This is a genomic window from Stappia sp. 28M-7 (assembly GCF_014252955.1).
Taxonomy (GTDB): domain Bacteria; phylum Pseudomonadota; class Alphaproteobacteria; order Rhizobiales; family Stappiaceae; genus Stappia.
This window is the reverse complement of the sequence record NZ_JACMIA010000001.1, coordinates 3,853,311-3,871,577: the sequence shown is the minus strand read 5'-3', so window position 1 is coordinate 3,871,577 and position 18,267 is coordinate 3,853,311. Positions and strand designations below refer to the sequence as shown.

Annotated in this window: 17 protein-coding genes; 8 read left to right on the top strand and 9 right to left on the bottom strand. The window is 68.6% G+C overall.

Features of this window, described 5'->3' with window-relative positions:
* Positions 1-12 precede the first annotated feature (12 nt).
* Genes H7H34_RS17380 through H7H34_RS17365 form a run of 4 tightly spaced genes read right to left on the bottom strand, consistent with a single transcriptional unit; the run spans position 13 to position 3,688 of the window.
* A complete protein-coding gene (locus H7H34_RS17380) occupies positions 13-1,521 on the bottom strand; it encodes a tripartite tricarboxylate transporter permease (protein WP_185925933.1) in 1,509 nt (502 codons plus the stop codon).
* 1 nt (position 1,522) lies between these two features.
* A complete protein-coding gene (locus H7H34_RS17375; protein ID WP_120269368.1) occupies positions 1,523-1,969 on the bottom strand; it encodes a tripartite tricarboxylate transporter TctB family protein in 447 nt (148 codons plus the stop codon).
* A gap of 1 nt (position 1,970) precedes the next feature.
* A complete protein-coding gene (locus H7H34_RS17370; protein WP_185925932.1) occupies positions 1,971-2,927 on the bottom strand; it encodes a tripartite tricarboxylate transporter substrate binding protein in 957 nt (318 codons plus the stop codon).
* Positions 2,928-2,956: 29 nt separating this feature from the next.
* Positions 2,957-3,688 carry a GntR family transcriptional regulator gene (locus H7H34_RS17365; protein ID WP_185925931.1) on the bottom strand — a complete coding sequence of 244 codons (732 nt, stop codon included), beginning with the start codon at positions 3,686-3,688 and terminating at the stop codon, positions 2,957-2,959.
* 87 nt (positions 3,689-3,775) lie between these two features.
* On the opposite strand from H7H34_RS17365, the gene H7H34_RS17360 reads away from it, so the two are divergent.
* The 7 genes from H7H34_RS17360 (at position 3,776) to H7H34_RS17330 (ending at position 11,817) form a co-directional block, all read left to right on the top strand.
* The gene (locus H7H34_RS17360; RefSeq protein ID WP_185925930.1) at positions 3,776-4,555 is read left to right on the top strand and encodes an amidohydrolase family protein; all 780 of its coding nucleotides are present in this window, start codon (positions 3,776-3,778) and stop codon (positions 4,553-4,555) included.
* Positions 4,556-4,615: 60 nt separating this feature from the next.
* A complete protein-coding gene (locus H7H34_RS17355; protein ID WP_185925929.1) occupies positions 4,616-5,542 on the top strand; it encodes a LysR family transcriptional regulator in 927 nt (308 codons plus the stop codon).
* Positions 5,543-5,679: 137 nt separating this feature from the next.
* Positions 5,680-6,672, top strand: coding sequence for a tripartite tricarboxylate transporter substrate binding protein (locus H7H34_RS17350; RefSeq protein WP_185925928.1), 993 nt, complete (start codon positions 5,680-5,682; stop codon positions 6,670-6,672).
* Positions 6,673-6,739: 67 nt separating this feature from the next.
* Positions 6,740-7,222: a tripartite tricarboxylate transporter TctB family protein gene (locus tag H7H34_RS17345; RefSeq protein ID WP_158592700.1), complete on the top strand. Its 483-nt coding sequence runs from the start codon at positions 6,740-6,742 to the stop codon at positions 7,220-7,222.
* A 1-nt stretch (position 7,223) separates the two neighbouring features.
* Positions 7,224-8,750, top strand: coding sequence for a tripartite tricarboxylate transporter permease (locus tag H7H34_RS17340; RefSeq protein WP_185925927.1), 1,527 nt, complete (start codon positions 7,224-7,226; stop codon positions 8,748-8,750).
* Positions 8,751-8,830: 80 nt separating this feature from the next.
* On the top strand, positions 8,831-9,934 hold the full coding sequence (locus tag H7H34_RS17335; protein ID WP_185925926.1) for a Gfo/Idh/MocA family protein: 1,104 nt from the start codon (positions 8,831-8,833) through the stop codon (positions 9,932-9,934).
* Positions 9,931-11,817 carry a bifunctional sugar phosphate isomerase/epimerase/4-hydroxyphenylpyruvate dioxygenase family protein gene (locus tag H7H34_RS17330; RefSeq protein ID WP_185925925.1) on the top strand — a complete coding sequence of 629 codons (1,887 nt, stop codon included), beginning with the start codon at positions 9,931-9,933 and terminating at the stop codon, positions 11,815-11,817. The genes H7H34_RS17335 and H7H34_RS17330 overlap by 4 nt, the downstream gene beginning before the upstream one ends.
* 7 nt (positions 11,818-11,824) lie before the next feature.
* Here H7H34_RS17330 and H7H34_RS17325 read toward each other — a convergent pair whose 3' ends face one another.
* The 4 genes from H7H34_RS17325 to H7H34_RS17310 are packed head-to-tail and all read right to left on the bottom strand — an operon-like array spanning position 11,825 to position 16,331.
* Positions 11,825-12,136, bottom strand: a complete 312-nt coding sequence (locus H7H34_RS17325; RefSeq protein ID WP_067219676.1) for an AtuA-related protein — start codon at positions 12,134-12,136, stop codon at positions 11,825-11,827.
* A 2-nt stretch (positions 12,137-12,138) separates the two neighbouring features.
* Positions 12,139-13,476 carry an acyclic terpene utilization AtuA family protein gene (locus H7H34_RS17320; protein ID WP_185925924.1) on the bottom strand — a complete coding sequence of 446 codons (1,338 nt, stop codon included), beginning with the start codon at positions 13,474-13,476 and terminating at the stop codon, positions 12,139-12,141.
* Complete coding sequence (locus H7H34_RS17315) at positions 13,473-15,338, bottom strand: TRAP transporter permease (protein WP_185925923.1); 1,866 nt, start codon at positions 15,336-15,338, stop codon at positions 13,473-13,475. Before H7H34_RS17315 ends, H7H34_RS17320 begins: the two co-directional genes overlap by 4 nt.
* 24 nt (positions 15,339-15,362) lie before the next feature.
* Positions 15,363-16,331, bottom strand: a complete 969-nt coding sequence (locus H7H34_RS17310) for a TAXI family TRAP transporter solute-binding subunit (RefSeq protein WP_185925922.1) — start codon at positions 16,329-16,331, stop codon at positions 15,363-15,365.
* Between the two features lie 163 nt (positions 16,332-16,494).
* On the opposite strand from H7H34_RS17310, the gene H7H34_RS17305 reads away from it, so the two are divergent.
* Positions 16,495-17,427 carry a LysR family transcriptional regulator gene (locus tag H7H34_RS17305; protein WP_185925921.1) on the top strand — a complete coding sequence of 311 codons (933 nt, stop codon included), beginning with the start codon at positions 16,495-16,497 and terminating at the stop codon, positions 17,425-17,427.
* A 3-nt stretch (positions 17,428-17,430) separates the two neighbouring features.
* On the opposite strand, the gene H7H34_RS17300 is transcribed toward H7H34_RS17305, so the two are convergent.
* Entirely contained in the window at positions 17,431-18,237 is an 807-nt protein-coding gene (locus H7H34_RS17300) for a class I SAM-dependent methyltransferase (protein WP_185925920.1), read from the bottom strand.
* Positions 18,238-18,267: the final 30 nt, after the last annotated feature.

Sequence of the window (18,267 nt, the reverse complement as noted above, 5' to 3'; positions counted from 1 at the left end):
CTCGAAATTCTCTCAAGCGTTGTTTTCGCTCATCTTTTTGGTGCGGCGGCGCTTCAGTGCCTTCATCACGGGCCACAGGATCATCGCCAGCGTCGCCGCGGCCAGCACCGCCGAGATCGGCCGCGTCAGCAGCTCCACCGGATCGCCCCGGCTGATCAAGAGCGCGCGGCGCACGCTCTGCTCGGCCATCGGTCCCAGGATCATGCCCAGGATGATCGGCGCCAGCGGCACGTTCAGCTTTTCGAGCAGGTAGCCGGCAGCACCCGCCGCCAGCATCACCCACAGGTCGACCGGCCGTCCGTTGATCACATAGACGCCGACGCACATCAGCACCAGGATCGAGGGCACCAGAAGGACGCCCGGAAGCCTTTGAATCTGCGCGAAAATTCGTGTCGCGGCAGCGCCGCCGACCAGCAGGATCAGCACCGAGGTCAGCAGCATCTCGATCATGAAGCCGCCGACCAGCACCGGGTTCTGGTGGAACAGCTGCGGCCCCGGCTGCAGCCCGTGGATCATCAGCGCGCTCAGCACCAGCGCGGCGACCACATTGCCAGGAATGCCAAGGGTCAGAGCCGGAATCATCGAGGCGGCGTTGTCGGCATTGTTGCCGCATTCCGCCGCCGCCACGCCTTGCGGGTTGCCCTTTCCGAAGCTGTCGGGCTCGGAACTGGCGTTCTTGGCGGCGTTGTAGCTCAGGAACGCGGCGATGTTGCCGCCCGCGCCCGGCAGGATGCCGACGAAGATGCCGATCAGCGACGAGCGGCCCCAGGTCGGCAGCAGGCCTTTGACCTCGCCCTTGCGGAACGGCACGCTGGAAAGCCGCAGCTGGGCGGCCGAAAGGCCTTTCAAATCGCACTTTTCGGCCAGTTGCAGGACCGGCGGCAAGGCGTAGAGGCCGACCAGCACGACCACCAGGTCGAGCCCGCCGAGCAGCCATGGCTGGTCGAACGTGTAGCGCGCCTGGCCCGACAGCTGGTCGATGCCGACCGTTCCGAGCAGCAGACCGAGCACCGCCGCCATGATGCCCTTGACCGGGTCGCTGCCGACCATGACGCCGACCGAGGCCATGCCGAAAATGGCGATCCAGAAATATTCGGCCGGGCCGAAATAGAGCGTCGCGCGGGCCAGCAGCGGCCCGACGGTCATCAGGGCCAGCGCGCTGGCGATGCCGCCGATGGCCGACGACCAGCAGGCGATCTTCAGCGCCTTGGCCGCTTCGCCCTTCTCGGCCATCGGGAAGCCGTCGAAGGTGGTGGCGATGGAAGCCGGGGTGCCCGGAATGCGCAGCAGGATCGCCGGGATCGCGCCGCCATACATCGAGCCGTTGTAGATGCCGGCGACCATGGCAAGGGCCACCAGCGGGTCCATCGAGTAGGTCAGCGGCAGCAAGAGGGCGATGGCCATGACCGGGTTGAGGCCAGGCAGGGCGCCGATCAGCACGCCGAGCAGCGTCGCGCCCAGCATGGCGACCAGTGGCCCGGTCGCCATCACGGCGGAGGCGGCGTTCAGGAAAAAGTCCATCTCAGCCTCCAAGGCGCGAGGCGGCCCACAGCTCGGGCGGCAGCGGCTTGTTGAGCACCAGCGAGAAGACGATCCAGACCAGCGCGACGAAGCTTGCCGCCACGATCGCCGTGTAGAGCGGGCGGCGGAAGCCCAGCACCGGCGGCAGCGCCAGCATCAGCAGCGCGGAGGCGGTGTAGAAGCCGAGCGGCAGGATCAGCGCCACGTAGATCACGCCGGCGGCCAGCGCCTTCACGAGGTTGGCCGGCACGTCGACGAGCCGCCGCGGCGCATCGGTTTTCGAACGGGCGGCGCGCAGCATCACCAGAGCGCCGCACAGCGCCAGGACCAGACCCAGCACCATCGGGTAGGTGCCGCCGGCTCCCTGATAGGAGCCGGCCTGCCACGCGGCCGCCAGGCCGAGGCCCGCGAAGAGCAGGCCAAGGGCCAGGTCCTGGCTGCGCTCCATCTTACTTCGCCAGGCCCAGGTTCTTGGAGACGACGGCCAGCGCGTCGAACTCGGCCTTCAGCCGCTCGCCGAGCGCCTCGCCCTTGACCACGTTCGGGACCTCGCCCTTGGAGGCCAGGAACTCGACATAGGACGGGTCGTTGACCGCCTCGTCGATGACGGCGGCGAGCTTGTCGACGATGGCCTGGTCGAGACCCTTCGGACCCAGGATCGCCCGCCACAGCAGGGTTTCCTTGTCGCCGAGGCCGAGGCTTTCGAGGCCGGCCGCCTGCGGCAGCGCCGGCACGTCCGCGGCCGAGGTCACCACGAGGCACTTGGCCTCCTTGGACTCCACGTAAGGCAGGACCGGCGAGATCGAGCCGCCATAGATGTCGACATGCTTGCCGAGGAAGTTCTGCAGCGTCTCGCCGGCGCCGCCGAACGGGATGGCGACCGCCTTGATGCCGCGGGCCTGGAAGATGCGTTCAGCCGCCAGCTGCATCGTGCCGCCGATGCCGTCGTTGCCGTAGGTGTACTTGTCCGGATTGGCGGCGAGCTCGGCCAGGAACTCTTCGCCCGTCTCGGCCGGAAACTCAGGATGGACGCACAGCGTGTAGGCCGTCTCGGAGGTCGAGGCGATGGGCGTGAAGCTGTCGAGCGTGTAGGCGACGTTCTGGACCTGCGGCACGGTGGTCAGCGGGCTGTTCCAGGTGGCGAAGAGCGCGTAGCCGTCGGGCTTGGCCTGCATGAACTGCGAGGCGCCGACCGAGCCGCCGCCGCCGCCGACATTGAGCACGGCGATGGAGGTGCCGAGCTTCTCTTCCAGCAGCAGGGCCAGCTTGCGGGCGCTGGTGTCGGTGCCGCCGCCGGCACCGGCCGGGATGGTGAGTTCGATGGGGCGCTCGGGATAGTCGGCAAGAGCGGGCATGGAGGTGCAGCCGAGCAGGGCTGCTGCGACAATGATCTTGTTGATTTTCATGTTGTTTCTCTCCCGTGAGGCGGCTTTTGTCAGCCGATTTCGCTGCGGTAGTGGAATTGCGCGGCACTGCCGCGGGCGATGCGCCACTCGACGGGCGTTCCGTCGATATCGAAGGCGGTTCGCCGGATGATCGCCAGCGGGTCGCCGGCTTTGAGCTTCAGCCGGGCGGCGACCTGCTCGTCGGCGCGGCCGAAGGACAGGTCGTCCGTCGCGCGCTTCACCAGCACGCCGAAGCGCTCGAAGTAGAGCGGATACAGCAGCGGCCCGAAGGCGCTGTCGGGCAGGCTTTCGAAGCCGGCAAAGCGATCCGCGCGGATGTAGAGCTCTTCGAAGAGGACCGGCTCGTCCGACAGGGAGCGCAGACGGATGATGCCGATGACGTCACCGGTGCCGAGTGCCGTCTCGGCTTCCTTCGGCGCCTTGGTGCGGGCGCGCAGGATCAGCTCGCTGGTCGGGATGGAGGAGGGGGCGCCGTCGGGGCCACGCACCTGGAAGAAGCGGAAGAGCGTCGCGTCGAAGGACGGGCGGCGCAGATAGGTGCCCGAGCCCTGGCGCCGTTCCAGCAGGCCTTCCGCCACCAGCCCGTCGACCGCCTTGCGGACCGTGCCGATGGAGATGCCGTACTCGCGCGCCAGACGCGCCTCGGAAGGGATCGGGTGGTTCGGACCCCATTCGCCGCTGGCAATGCGGGAGGCAAGGGCGTCGCGCAGCCTCGCATAGGCCGGCAGCCGCTCGTCCGCGCTGGGTATCCTGTGGGCCATTCCGTCTCCTCCTGCGCATCTTCCTTAGCGGATGTTGACCCATTCAGTCAACTAGTCATATATATGAATTCTTCTCGGGAGTTGCGGATGATCCGGTTCGATTGCCACGTTCATGTCTATGAGGAAGTGACGGCGACGCGCGGTGCGCGCTACGTGCCGGCGGTGCCGGCGCCGTTGGCCGGTTGGCAGGCCGGGATGGCGCGGCACGGCCTGTCCGGCGGCGTCATCGTCCAGGTCAGTTTTCTCGGCTTCGACAATTCCCAGCTGCTGGATGCCCTGTCGCGGCTCGATCCGCAGCGCTTTGCCGGCGTCGCGGTCGTGCCGGACGATGTCGAGGCGGCCGCGCTCGATACACTGGTCGCCGCCGGCATTCGCGGCATCCGCTGGAACCTGGTGCGCGGGGCGCCGCTCCCCGACCTTGAGAGCCCAGCCGTCGCCGGGCTGCTTCAGCACCTGCGCGAGCGCGGCCTGCATGTGGAGATCCAGCTGGAGGGGCCGCGCCTGCCGACCATCGTCGGCCCGCTGCTGTCGCGCGGCGTCACGGTCGTGGTCGATCATTTCGGCCTGCCGGACGAGGCGGATCCGGCCCGCGATCCCTGGCTTTGCGCGCTGGCGCAGGCCGGCGACGTTTCTCGGCTTTTCGTGAAATTCTCCGCTCCCTACCGCTCGCCGGTCGATGTCGCCCCGCATGCCCGCGCGCTGCTTGACCTGCTGCCGCCGGACCATGTGGTCTGGGGCACGGACTGGCCGCACACCCAGCACGAAGCCATCATCGACTACGACCGGGCGGCCGTCGGCCGCGAGGCCTTCGGCATCGGCGACGATGCTGCGGCGGTGAAGGCGCTCTACGGCCTTTCCCTCGCCTGAGGGGCCTTTGGCGAGCTGCCGCTTTCCAAGCGGCGGGCGCGGCTGTAGCCTTGCCCGCGCATGGCCAACGAGACCCCGCTGACGCTCCGCCAGATCGAAGTGCTACGCGCCGTCATGGTAGCGGGCTCGATTGCCGGTGCCGCGCGCATTCTCAACGTCGCCCAGCCCGGCATCAGCCGGACGATGAAGCATCTGGAAGCTTCGCTCGGCATCAAGCTTTTCACCCGCAGCGGCGGCCGCTACGTGCCGACGCCGGAATCGCAGCAGGTGTTCCTGCAGCTGCAGGAGGTCCACAAGAAGCTCGTCCACCTGCAGGTCTCCATCGGCCAGCTGGAACGCGGCCACGATGTCGAGATCTCGCTCGCCTCCGTGCCCAGCATCGCCAATGTGATGGTGCCGCTGGCGGCGGCCGGGCTGAAGGCCCGCTATCCCGACATCCGCATGAACATCGAGATCCTGAAGATCGAGGAGGCCATCGACTTCCTGCTGCTCGGCAAGGGCCAGTTCGTGTGCATGAGCCACCGCTTCGAGCATTCCTCGATCGTCTTCGAGCCGCTGGCGCAGGGGCACCTGTTCTGTGTCGCCCATCGCGACCACCCGCTTGCCGCACGCAGCAGCGTCGGCGCGGCGGAGATCGCCGCCTTTCCGCTGATCGGCATCGACCCGGCGGACCCTTACGGCGCGATCCTCGCCGAGATCTTCGCCCGCCAGGGTCTCGACTTCCATATCGAGATCCGCGCCCGCTTCGGCACGATGGTCCTGGGGCTGGTCCGGCAGAACCTCGGCGTTGCCGTTCTCGACAATTTCACGGTCGCCGATCTGCCGCGCGTCGAGCCGGACATCCGTCTGATCCCGATCTGTGAGCCAACGCCGTTCCGAACCTATGTGGCCCGGCGTTCGGACCTGGAGATCTCCGGCTTCGCCGAGGCTTTCATCGAGCTGCTGCGGGGCGAAATGGACGCGGCGACCCGGCGCACGGCGACATAACCACAGGTTATTGATCTCTGCATTATTGGTATTTGCGTTAAGTTTTTCGGCATGCGATTTTTGACATGCAATAGCGGCTGCCATCTCACGGTCTGGGAGGACCGGGCGGACCGCAACAACGATCCTGGGAGGAAATGATGATCCGCAGTCTTGCCGGAGCAGTCGCTGCTCTTGCCCTGTCCGCCGGCGTTGCTAGCGCCGACTTCCCCGAGCGCGAGATGCTGGGCGTGGTGATGTGGGGCGCGGGCGGCGCCACCGACGTCGTCGCCCGTGCGGTCAACCCGGCCGCGGAGGCCGCACTCGGCAAGCCCATCGTGGTGCTGAACAAGTCCGGCGGCGCCGGCGCCATCTCCACCGCCTATGTGAACGCCGCGCCTGCCGACGGCTACACGTTCCTTTATGGCGCCGAGAACCCGCAGCTGCACCCGATCATGGGCGTCAGCAAGCTCGACTACTCGAACTTCTACCCGGTCAACATTCTGGGTCGCGGCGTTGCCGTGATCGTCGTGCCGCAGGCCTCCAAGTACCAGACGCTGGCTGAGCTGCTGGACGACATCAAGGCCAATCCGGGCCAGGTCAAGATGGGCTCCACCGGCCCCGGCGGCCTGCCCTCGACGGTCAGCGCGCTGCTTTCCAACTCCGCGCCCTTCGACGTCACCGCCATTCCCTTCGACGGCGAGGGCCCCGGCCTGACCGCGATGCTGGGCGGCGAGGTCGACTTCATGCCGTCGGGCCTGTCGGCGGCGGCCGAGCAGATCAAGGCCGGCACGATGCGCGCGCTGGCGGTCGTCAATGCCGAGCCGGTCGACACGCTGCCGGGCGTTCCGGCGGTCACCGACACGATCCCCGGCATGTCCGCCTACCTGCCTTGGGGCCCGTTCTACGGCGTCTTCGTGCGCAAGGACACGCCGGACGACGTCAAGGCCAAGCTGGTCGACGCCTTCGCAACGGCGGCCGGCAGCGACGAGTTCAAGACGCTGATGGCCAATCGCGGCAACGTCATGATGAACATCTCCGGCGAGGAGGCCGAGACCTTCCTTGCCAAGTGGCAGCAGGTCACGGCCTGGGCGCTGCAGGACACGGGCGCCGCCAAGGTCAGCCCGGAGAGCCTGGGCATCCCGCGCCCGTAACGCCTCAGCGCTGCGGCCGGGACGACGGGGTTCCGGCCGCAGCCCTCATGCTGCCAGGAGGGTCATGATGTCCTCGCGAGCCCAGCGGCGGCCGGGCGAGCTCGCCTTCGCCGTCGCCCTTCTCGCGCTCAGCCTGTGGCTGTTCAGCGAGGCCTACAAGATTTCCGGCTTTTCCGGCCTGTCGACCCCGGGCATCTTTCCGATGCTGGCGACCGGGCTGATGGTTGTCTGCTCGCTGGTGATCCTGTTGAAGGCGCTGGCGATGACGCCAGCCGGCGGCGGCCTGCGCCGGTTCCTCGCCGATATCACGCCGCTGCGCCAGACCGTGATGGTGGTGCTGGTCGGCCTCTACATCCTGGCGATGCCTTACCTCGGCTTCCTCGCCGCCTCGGGCGTCTTCCTGTTCGTGTCGATCCAGTTCCTGTGGCGGCGCAGCCCCTGGCTGACGGCTCTGGTCAGCCTTGCCGGACTGGCGGCGATCCACGTGGTGTTCAGCCTCGTCTTCCAGGTGGTGCTGCCCAAGGGAACCCTGCTGCAGGGGCTGTTCTGACATGCTCGAGTCCTTCGGATACCTGGCAATCTCCTGGTTCGACCCCTGGCTGCTGATGCTGACGGCGGCGGGCACGCTCGCCGGCATCTATGTCGGGGCGATTCCCGGCCTGTCGGTGACGATGGCCGTGTCGATCCTGATCTCCTTCACCTTCAAGTGGAGCGTCAACGACGCGCTGGCGCTGATCGCCGGCGTCTATGTCGGCGGCGTCTATGGCGGGTCGCGCACCGCGATCCTGCTCAACATTCCCGGCGCGCCGAGCGCCATCGCCACTGCGCTCGACGGCTACCCGATGGCCAAGCGCGGCGAGGCCGGCGAGGCGGTCGGCCTGACCACCGTGATGTCGGTGTTCGGCGGCTTCGTCGGCATTGCGGCGCTCGCCCTGTTCGCGCCGATGCTCGCCGACTTCGCGCTGATGTTCACCTCGCGCGACTACCTGCTGCTGGCGATGATCGGCATCCTGCTGGTCGGCACCCTGTCCGGCGAAAGCTTCGCCAAAGGCGTCTTCGCCGGTGCGCTCGGGGTGCTGATCGGCATGGTCGGCCTCGACCCGATGACGGCGGAAGGGCGCTTCACCTTCGACACGATCACCCTGATGGGCGGCATCCCTTACGTGGTCGCGATGATCGGCTTCTTCGGCGTCGCCGAGGCCTTCGTGCAGCTGCACCAGCTCGACCTGCCGGCGGTGAAACAGAAGATCGACCGGGTAATCCCGCGCCTTGCCGACGTGCGCCGCTATTTCCGCGTCGCCATGCGCGCCTCGGGCATCGGCACGGTGATCGGCGCGCTGCCGGGCACCGGCGGCGACATTGCCGCCCTGCTGGCCTATGACGATGCCAAGCGGGCGACGAAGAACCCGGAAGTGCCTTTCGGCGAGGGCGCCAAGGAAGGGCTGGTGGCGCCGGAAGCGGCCAACAACGCGGCCGTGGGCGGCGCCTTCGTGCCGATGCTGACGCTCGGCATTCCGGGCGATGCGGTCACCGCCGTCATCATCGGCGCGCTGTTCATCCACGGGCTGAAGCCCGGCCCCCTGCTCCTGGTCGAGACCCCGCACCTGTTCTGGTTCACGGTCGGCAACCTGGCGCTCGCCAACATCTTCCTGCTGATCTTCGGCCTGACCGGCATCCGCATCTTCACCAAGATCGTCGAGTGCCCGAAGGCGATCCTGCTGCCGCTGATCATCATCCTGTCGGCGGTCGGCTCCTACGCCATCCAGAACAATCCGGTCGATATCTACTGGATGCTGCTGTTCGGCGTGTTCGGCTATTTCCTGAAGGTCTACGGCTTCCAGGTCGGGCCGGTGATCCTCGGCGTCATCCTGGGTCCGATGATGGATTCCAACTATCGGCGGGCGATGATCGGGGCGCGCAACGATCCGGCGACCTTCATCTGGGATTTCCTGTCGCATCCGATTTCCTGCGTGCTGCTGATCGCCTTCCTGGCGCTGCTGATCTCGCAGACGCCGCTCGGCCGCATGGCGCGCGAGGCGTGGCGGGGAAGGCGGGCGCAGGGGCGCGGGGCGGGATGACCGCCGGCAGGGCCGATCTGCCGGAGACCTGAGGCCGCGCCCGGAAAGGGGCGGGCCTCATGGCGCGAAAGAGCGAAGAGATGAAGACGAAAGCCCGCATCGCCATTGTCGGGGCCGGCAAGATCGGCCGCGTGCACATGGCCCACGCCGCCCGCGAGGGCGAACTTGCCGGCGTCGCCGACCCGTCCGCGGACGGGCGCCAGGCGGCGGAGGCCTTTGGCGTGCCGTGGTTCGACAGCTGTGACGAGATGCTGGCCCGGCTGCGGCCAGACGGGGTGGTGCTGGCGACGCCGAACCGGCTGCATGCACCGCAGGCGCTCGCCTGTATCGCGGCCCGGGTGCCGGTGCTGGTGGAAAAGCCGCTGGCCGACACGGCGGAGGCGGCGCGCGAGGTGGTGGTGGCCGCGCGTGCGGCCGGCGTTGCGCTGCTTGTCGGCCATCACCGGCGGCACAATCCGCTGATCGCGGCGGCGCGGGCGGAGATCGCCAGCGGTGCCATCGGCCGGCTGGTCGCGGTCAACGCGCTGTGCTGGTTCCGCAAGCCGGACAGCTATTTCGAGGTACCCTGGCGCACCCAACCGGGCGGGGGGCCGATCCTCACCAACCTGATCCACGACATCGACCTGCTCCGCCACCTGTGCGGCGATGTCGCCAGCGTGCAGGCGCGCTCCTCGTCTCTGGCGCGCGGTCATGCGGTGGAGGACACTGCCGCGGTGCTCCTGCGCTTTGCCAATGGCGCGCTGGGCACCATGACCGTTTCCGATGCCGTCGCCGCGCCCTGGAGCTGGGAGCTGACGGCCGGCGAGAACCCCGATTACCCGGAAACCTCGGCCAGCTGCTACACGATCGGCGGCACGTCAGGGTCGCTGTCGCTGCCCGATCTCGGGCTCTGGCACTACGAGGGGGCTGCTGACTGGGCGCAGCCGATCTCGCGCAAGGTGCTGACCCGGCAGGGCGGCGACCCCTTCGCGCTGCAGATGCGCCATTTCTGCGAGGTCGCGCTCGACCGGGCCGTGCCGCTGGTCCCCGGCGAGGAAGGCCTTGCGACGCTCGACGTGCTCGCCGCCATCCGCCGGGCGGCCGAGACCGGCGGCGAGGTCAAGGTTCCCCCGCCGCTGGGCCTCGCCGTTCCGCCTGCCGCAGGCGTTTCCCTTTCCTCTCACAGCAAGGCCGGTGCCCCATGAAGACGTCCATCGCCACCGTCTCGATCAGCGGAGACCTTCGGGAAAAGCTGGCGGCGATCTCGGCCGCCGGGTTCGACGGGATCGAGATCTTCGAGAACGACTTCCTCGCCTTCGACGGCAGTCCGCGCGATGTCGGCGCGATGATCCGCGATGCCGGGCTGGAGATCACGCTGTTCCAGCCGTTCCGCGATTTCGAGGGCATGCCGGAGCCGCACCGGGCGCGCGCCTTCGACCGGGCGGAGCGCAAGTTCGACCTGATGCAGGAGCTGGGCACCGACCTGATGCTGGTCTGCTCCAACGTCTCGCCGGTCTCGCTCGGGGGCATCAACCGCGCGGCCGACGATTTCGCCGAGCTCGGCGCGCGCGCGGCGGCACGCGGCCTTCGCGTCGGCTACGAGGCGCTGGCCTGGGGCCGGCACGTCAACGACCATCGCGATGCCTGGGAGGTGGTGCGCCGCGCCGATCATCCCAATGTCGGCATCATCCTCGACAGCTTCCACACGCTGGCGCGCAAGACCGATGTCGACACGATCCGCGCGATACCCGGCGACCGGATCTTCATCGTCCAGCTGGCCGACGCGCCCTTGATCGACATGGACCTGCTCTACTGGAGCCGGCATTTCCGCAACATGCCGGGCGAGGGCGACCTTGCGGTCACCGACTTCATGCGGGCGGTCGCGGCGACCGGCTATGACGGGGTGCTGTCGCTAGAGATCTTCAACGACCAGTTCCGCGGCGGCTCGCCGAAATCCATCGCGGTCGACGGCCACCGCTCGCTCGTCTACCTGATGGACCAGGTGCGCCGCCGCGAGCCGGACGTGCGCATCCCGCTGCCGGAAATGCCCGACCGGATCGAGGCGCAGGGCATCGAGTTCGTCGAGTTCGCCGCCGATGAGGCGGAGGCGGAGGAACTGGCGCGCATGTTCGCCAGCCTCGGCTTCGTCGAGGCCGGCCGCCATGTCTCCAAGGACGTCACCTTGTGGCAGCAGGGCGGGATCAACCTGCTCATCAACACCGAGCGGGAGGGCTTTGCCCATTCCTCCTACCTGGTGCACGGCACGTCGGTCTGCGCCATCGGCCTCAAGGTCGCCGATGCCGCTGCGACGGTGGCGCGCGCGCGGGCGCTGGGCGCCGACACGTTCGACCAGCCGGTCGGGCCGGGCGAGCTTGCCATTCCCGCGATCCGGGGCGTCGGCGGCGGCGTGATGCACTTCATCGACGAGAAGCTCGCAGGGCTCTGGGAGACCGATTTCCGCCTAGTCGAGGGCGGCAAGGCGTCCGCTGCCGCCGGGCTCGTCTCCATCGACCATCTGGCACAGACGATGAACTACGAGGAGATGCTGACCTGGACGCTGTTCTACACCTCGATCTTCGCGACGGCGAAGACGCCGATGGTGGATGTGGTCGACCCGGCCGGGCTGGTGCGCAGCCAGGCCATCGAGACGGCGGACGGGGCCTTGCGGATCACGCTGAACGGGGCGGAGAACCGGCGCACGCTCGCCGGCCGCTTCATCGCCGAAAGCTTCGGCTCGGCGGTCCAGCATGTCGCCTTCGAAAGCCGCGACATCTTCGCGACCGCCGCCGCGCTGAAGGCCTGCGGCTTCAAGGCGCTGGAGATCTCGCGCAACTATTATGACGACCTGGAGGCGCGCTTCGGCCTCGATCCCGACTTCGCCGACAGGCTGAGGGCCGAGAACATCCTCTACGACCGGGACGGGGAGGGCGAATATTTCCAGCTCTACGGCCCGAACTACGGCGAAGGCTTCTTCTTCGAGATCGTCGAGCGGCGCGGCGGCTATCGCGGCTATGGCGCGGCCAATGCGCAGTTCCGCATCGCCGCGCAGAAGCGTCACCTGCGACCCGAGACCGTGCCGCGCCGCTGAGCGCGCGTCACGCCGGCCCGGCGATCTCCATGTCGAGCAGTGCCGAGCTCAGGCACTTGCCATGCGCGTCGAGCGCGAGCGAGCGGGTGACGCCGCCCTTCAGCGCGCCGTGCAGCACGAAGTTGAGCGCGCCGAGCCGCGGCAGGGCGAAGCGCTCGATCTCGCCGATCTCCAGCCAGGCAAGATGGGCGCGCAGCCGCTCGGGCGTCACTTCCGCCTCGATCAGCGGCCAGTTCGCCATCTCGTAGGCGATGACCGAGACGTTGGAGATGTTGCCCTTGTCGCCGGTCCGCGAATGGGCGATGTCGCGCAGCAGCATGGTCAGCTTTCCATCAGGGTCAGGGCGGGGGAGACCTCGGTCTCCGGGATCAGGGTGGAGAGAATGCCGACGATCTCGCGCACCTGGCGCGTCACGCCGCCGCCGGCCGCCGGGCCGTTGAGATAAAGGCTCTCCACCTCGTCGGCGACCAGCCGGGCGTCCTCCGCCGTGCTTGCACGCGCGGCAAAGCGCACCCGCACCTCGCGCGCCTCATGGGCGGCGGAGGTCGATCCGCCGAGGATCGCGTCGACACCGATCAGCTCGCCGCGCGTCTCCAGATAGGGCACGGGGCCTTTCGCGATCCGCTCGCGCAGGATCTCCAGCGCCAGCCGCCCGCGCGCTTCCGCCCCCGGCCCGGCATAGGAGATCTGCCCCTCGCCGACATGGCTGTCGACATAGCCGAGCGAGACCTTCAGCGTGCCGGTGCGGGCGCGGCCCGACCCGCCGGAGATGCGCACCCGGTCGGGACCTTCCGCCGCGATCTTGACGCCGGAAAAGTCGGCGATGACGTCGGGCTGCAGATAGGCGGCCGGATCGTGCACCTCGTAGAGCAGCTGCTCCTTGCAGGTCGCCTCGGTGACCGCGCCGCCGGTGCCGGCAAGCTTGGTGATGATCGCGGTGCCGTCCGCCTCGACCTCGGCAATGGGAAAGCCGAGGCGGGCGAGATCGGCAACGTCCTTGAAGCCGGGGTCGGCGAAATAGCCGCCGGTGATCTGGCCGCCGCATTCCATCAGGTGGCCGACCAGGGTGCCGCGCCCGAGCAGCGGCCAGTCGTCCATCGCCCAGCCGAAGGCATGAACCAGCGGCGCGAGATAAAGCGCCGGGTCGGCAGCGCGGCCGGTGAGCACGATGTCGGCGCCCGCTTCCAGCGCGGCGACGATGGGCGCGGCGCCGATATAGGCATTGGCGGAGAGCAGCGGCCGGCCGAGGTCGCGCACCGTGCCGCCGGTCTCCAGCAGCTCCAGCTGCGATCCCTCGACGGCGGCCAGCACGTCGTCGCCGGTGACGGCGGCGATCTTCAGCCCCCGAAGTCCCAGCTCGCGGGCGATGTCCAGCGTCTTGCGGGCGGCGGCCAGCGGATTGGCGGCGCCCATGTTGGAGACGATGCGCGGGCCGTTTGCCCCGCGTTTGGGCAGCACCGCGCGCATGCGCCGCTCCAGCAGCGGGTCGTAGCCGGCCTCCGGGTCGGCGCGCCGTGCCTGCTGGGCCAGCGCGATGGTGCGTTCGGCCAGGCACTCGAAGACGAGATAGTCGAGCTCTCCCCGCGCGGCGAGATCCACCGCCGGCTCGATGCGGTCGCCGGAAAAGCCGGCGCCGGTTCCGATCCTCAGGCTTTTCATCCTGCGGCTCCCCTCAGGGGCCGGCGCGCCTTGCCGAAATGCCAGGACAGGGCGAGCAGCAGGCCGGCGATCAGCGGTGCGGCCGGGTGCGGCCAGATGGCGAGGGCGATGGAGGTGGCGAACACGGCGATGTCCAGGGCGCGAATGGCGAAGAGTTTCTGCCCGCTCAGCACGGCGGGAATGGCGATCACCAGCACCAGCCCCGACAGGAGCGCGTTGCCGATGGCCATCCAGTCGCCCTGTGCCGTCATGCCGGGATAGAGTAGCAGCATGAAGGGCACCACATAGGTGACCGCGCCTAGGCGCACGGCCTCCATCGCCGCCGGCAGCCAGTTGGTCTGGGCGATGCCGGCACCGACGAAGACGGCGACGCAGACGGGCGGGGTAATCACCGAGATGGTGGCGAAGTAGAAGACGAAGAGATGGGCCGCCAGCGGGTCGATGCCGACGGCGGTCATGGCCGGCGCCAGCACCGCGGCGACCAGCACATAGGCCGCCGTGGTCGGCAGGCCCATGCCCATGATCAGGCAGACGCCGCCGACGATCAGCGCCACCAGCAGGGCGGAGTCGCCGGCCAGCGAGACGATCATCGAGCTCAAGGTGACGCCGATGCCGGTGAGGTTGATCATCGAGACGAGGATCTGGGCTCCCGCCAGCAGCACGCCGATGATCACCATGCCCTTGCCGGCGTCCTTGATGCCGGCGACGACGAGGCTCGCCATCTTCGAAGCAGGCATCTGGCCGATCGAGGTGGCGACGAAGGCGATCATCAGCCCGGTGATGCCGTAGAAGGCGGTGGTGGCGACCGAGCGGCCGAGATAGACGCCGACGGCCAGCCCGCCGATGGCGGCCAGGATCGGCAGCACCCGGCGCGGGGCGAGGATCGTCGACCAGGCCGGCAACTCGTCCTCGGGCACCAGCGTCAGGTTCTTGCGCACCGAGACGATGTGCACCGTGACGAAGACGGAGAGATAGAACAGCAGCGCCGGGATGATCGCGGCGGTGATGATCTGGATGTAGGAGACGCCGAGGATCTCGGCCATGACGAAGGCGGCCGCGCCCATGATCGGCGGGGCCAGCTGGCCGCCGGTGGAGGCGACGGCCTCGACGGCGGCGGCGAAGGCCGGCGGATAGCCGAGGCGCTTCATCATCGGGATGGTGAAGTTGCCGGTGGTCGCCACATTGGCCACGGCCGAGCCGGAGATCATGCCGAACAGGCCGCTGGCGATGGTGGCGATCTTGGCCGCGCCGCCTGCCTGGCGGCCGCCGATGCGCATGGCAAGATCCATGAAGCTCTGGCCGCCGCCGGTATGCAGCAGCAGCGAGCCGAACAGAACGAAGGCGGCGATGACGGTGGCGGCGACGCCCGTCAGCATGCCCCAGATGCCGAGGTCGCCGAGGAAGATGGTCTCGGTGACGAAGGCGCTGTCGAAGCCGCGATGGGCCAGCGTTCCCGGAAGCATGTCGCCGAACAGCGCATAGGCGAGGCCGACGAGAACGAGGGCGGGGAAGATGATGCCGACGGCCCGGCGGCCGATCTCCAGAACCGAGGCGACGAGGCCGAGGGTCAGCGCCATGTCCAGCGTCGTCGCCCAGGGCAGGGTCGTCATGATCCGGTCGTAGTTGACGACGATGTAGCCGCAGGCGGCAATGGAGATGCCGGCGGCCGCAAGGTCGACGGCAAGGCCGAGCGGGCGCCAGCGCCGGCCATGGCCCAGCGGATAGACCGCAAGGCCGAGGCAGACGACGAGCGCCAGGAAGATCGCGCGCTGGATCAGGCTCTCGAACGGGCCTGTCGCTGCCGTGTAGAAGACGAAGATGCCCGTCAGCAGCGCCAGGGCGTCGCGGGTCCGGTTCAGCACGGCGATCCTCCCGAGGCTCGAACGTCAGTTGGCGGTGGGCTGCAGGCGGGCCGGGATCTCGATGCCCTGCTCGCGGTACCAGCGGGCGGCGCCCGGATGCAGCGGGATCGTGGCGTATTGCAGGGTCAGCTGGGCCAGATCCGCGCCCTTGACCGAAGCCAGCGCCGCGCCCTGGGCCTCCTTGTCCTCCATCACCGCCTTGACGATCTTGTAGGCCGCCTCTTCCGACAGGGCGGGGCCGGCGGCCGCGCCGACGCCGAAGCTCCAGGTCGAATAGGCCGGAATGCCGTCGGCAGCGCCGGCGGGCACGTCGACGATGGACACGTCCGGCATCTTCTCGGCGAGCACTGCCTTCTGCTCGTCGGTGAGGCCGAGCACCTTGATCGGGGTGAAGGTGGCGATGTCGAGGGTCGAGCCGTCGAGCTTGGTGCCGGCGCCCGACTTCACGTAGCCGGCGACGCGGTTGTCCTTGATCATGTCGACGACGTCGGTGGTCGAGCCGCGCACGTAGTCGGCCGACAGGCCGAGCGCCTCGAACACCGCCTCGGTGGTGCTCTCGGTCGCCGAGCCCTTGATGCCCGGGTTGAAGCGCACGTCCTTCAGCTCGGCGAGGCTGCCGACCTCGGCGTCCTGGCGCACGATGACGTTCTGCGGTGCGCCGGTATAGACCCACAGCAGCCCGAGCTTCATCGGCCGGCCGTCGAACTCGTTGGTGCCGGCATGGGCGTGCTGGGCGACATTGGTGGTGACGAGGCCGAGGTCGACCTGGCCGCGCTCGATGCGGCGCAGGTTGTCGAGCGTCGCTCCGGTCTCCACGACGGAAGCCTCCAGGCCCTCCGCCTTCTCGTTCACCAGCTTGGCGACGGCGACGAAATAGCCGTAATGGCTGGACGAGGCCGAGGTGGAGCCGATCAGCAGCTTCTCCTGGGCGCTGGCGGGCTGGGCGAGCGCAAGCGCAAGCGCGCCCGCCATGGCGAGATGTGAAAGTCGCATCGTGATTTCCTCCCATGTGCCCTTGGCGGGCAGCGATCTCGGGTCGGCCGTTTCGGCAGGACGCCGCTCCTCCGGCGCCCGCACTGCCGCGGACCTGTACCCGCCTGCAAGAGTGTCCCAGGTTCTTTGTTGTCAGAAGTGCTTATTTTGCGATAATTGATGCATGGATCGCAACAAATTCGATCTGGAGGATCTGCGGGTCTTTTCCAGCCTCGCCACCGGCGGGCGGTTTCGCGCCGTCGCCGACGAGATCGGCATGTCCGCCTCGGCGCTCAGCCGGCAGATTGCCCGGCTGGAGGAGCGGCTCGGCACCCGCCTGTTCAACCGCGATACCCGCAACGTCTCGCTGACCCCGCAGGGGCACACCTTGTTGCGCCTGGCGCAGCAGGTGCTCAACACCGCCGCCAATGCGGGGGCGGAGTTCGACGCCTATCTCGCCGCGCGGCGCGGCCGGCTGACGATTGCCGGCCTGCCCTCGGTGACCGCCGGCCTGCTGCCCTCGCTGGTCGCGCGGTTTCTCGCCCGCCATCCCGATATCGACGTGCAGATCAACGACGCCCTCTCCGACAGCGTCATCCGCTCGGTCGAGCAGGGCGAGTCCGATCTCGGCTTCACGGCCGGCGCGGTGGAAAGCTCGGACCGGATCTCGTTCCGCACCCTCTTGTCGGACCCGTTCGTGGCGGTGGGGGCCGCCGGCGGCATTCTGGAGGATCGCGACAGCTGCACCTGGCGGGAGCTGGCCGAGATGCCGCTGGTCGCCATGGCGAAGGGCACCAGCGTGCGGCTTTTGATCGATGCGGCCTGCTCGCAGCAGAACCTGCCGTTCCGCCCGCGTTTCGAGGTGGCGCATCTCGCCACCGCCGGGGCCTTCGTGTCGCAGGGGCTGGGCGTCACCGCCCTGCCGGTGCTGACGCTGCCGGTGCTGAGTTCGGGCAATCTGATCTATCGCCGGCTGGTGGAGCCGGAGGTGCTGCGCCATGTCGGCATCATCTGGCGGGCCGGCCATGTGCTCTCGCCGGCCGCCACCGCCTTTCTGGATCTGGTGCGAAATTCCGACCTCTCCAGCGAGGTTCCGGACCCGTTCGGCACCGGCTGAGCTTCAGCGTGCCGGCCGGGCATCTCGGGCGCGGCCGCACACGAGAACCGCCTCGCGGGCAACGTTCAGCACGCCGCCGGCCTCGTCCAGCCGCGCGGCGACGAGCCGGCGTAGTGCCGCGATTTCCACTTCGCCGGCCCGGTTTCCGGGCGGGTAGGACGTCAGATACTGGACGATGTCGTCGGCGTCGGCGATGACATAGACGTCCTGGAAGCGGTGAAGGGCGACATCATCGAACCGCTCGCCGAACAATTCGAGCGCCCGACCGGGGCCGAAGATGCGGGCGGCGGGATCGCGCGGGGCACCGCCGAAGGCGCGGCTGCCGAGATCGAACAGCGCGCCGAGATTGTCCTCGCCATTGGTGGTGACGGCGGCAAGGCCCCCCGGGCGCAACACGCGGGCCATCTCGTCGAGCGCCCGTCCGGCGTCCTCCACGTGATAGAGCATGTGCATTGCGATGGCCGCATCGAAGCTGGCGTCTGCGAAGGGCAGGTCGGCCGCGTCGCAGGTCTTGCCTGCGAGCGACGGGATGCGGCCGTCTCGCTCCAGATTGGCGATCGCTTCCGACACCATCCCGGCGGAATTGTCGGTGAGCGTAAGTCGCAGGCCGGAGGGGCAGGAGTTGCCGGCGGAGAGCCAGAACCAGCCGGCGCCGCATCCGATATCGAGCACGTCGCTGTCCGGCGTCAGCTCCAGCTGCGCGCCCACCCAGTCGAACCAGTTTCGGTTGGCGTAGCGCGCGTGCAACCCGCCGCGCGCCCTGAGATTGCCGCTCGTGCGGTACTGGTCGGCAACCGGGGTCTCCGGCATGGCGCGCTCCTGCATGGCTTGGGAGTGGCC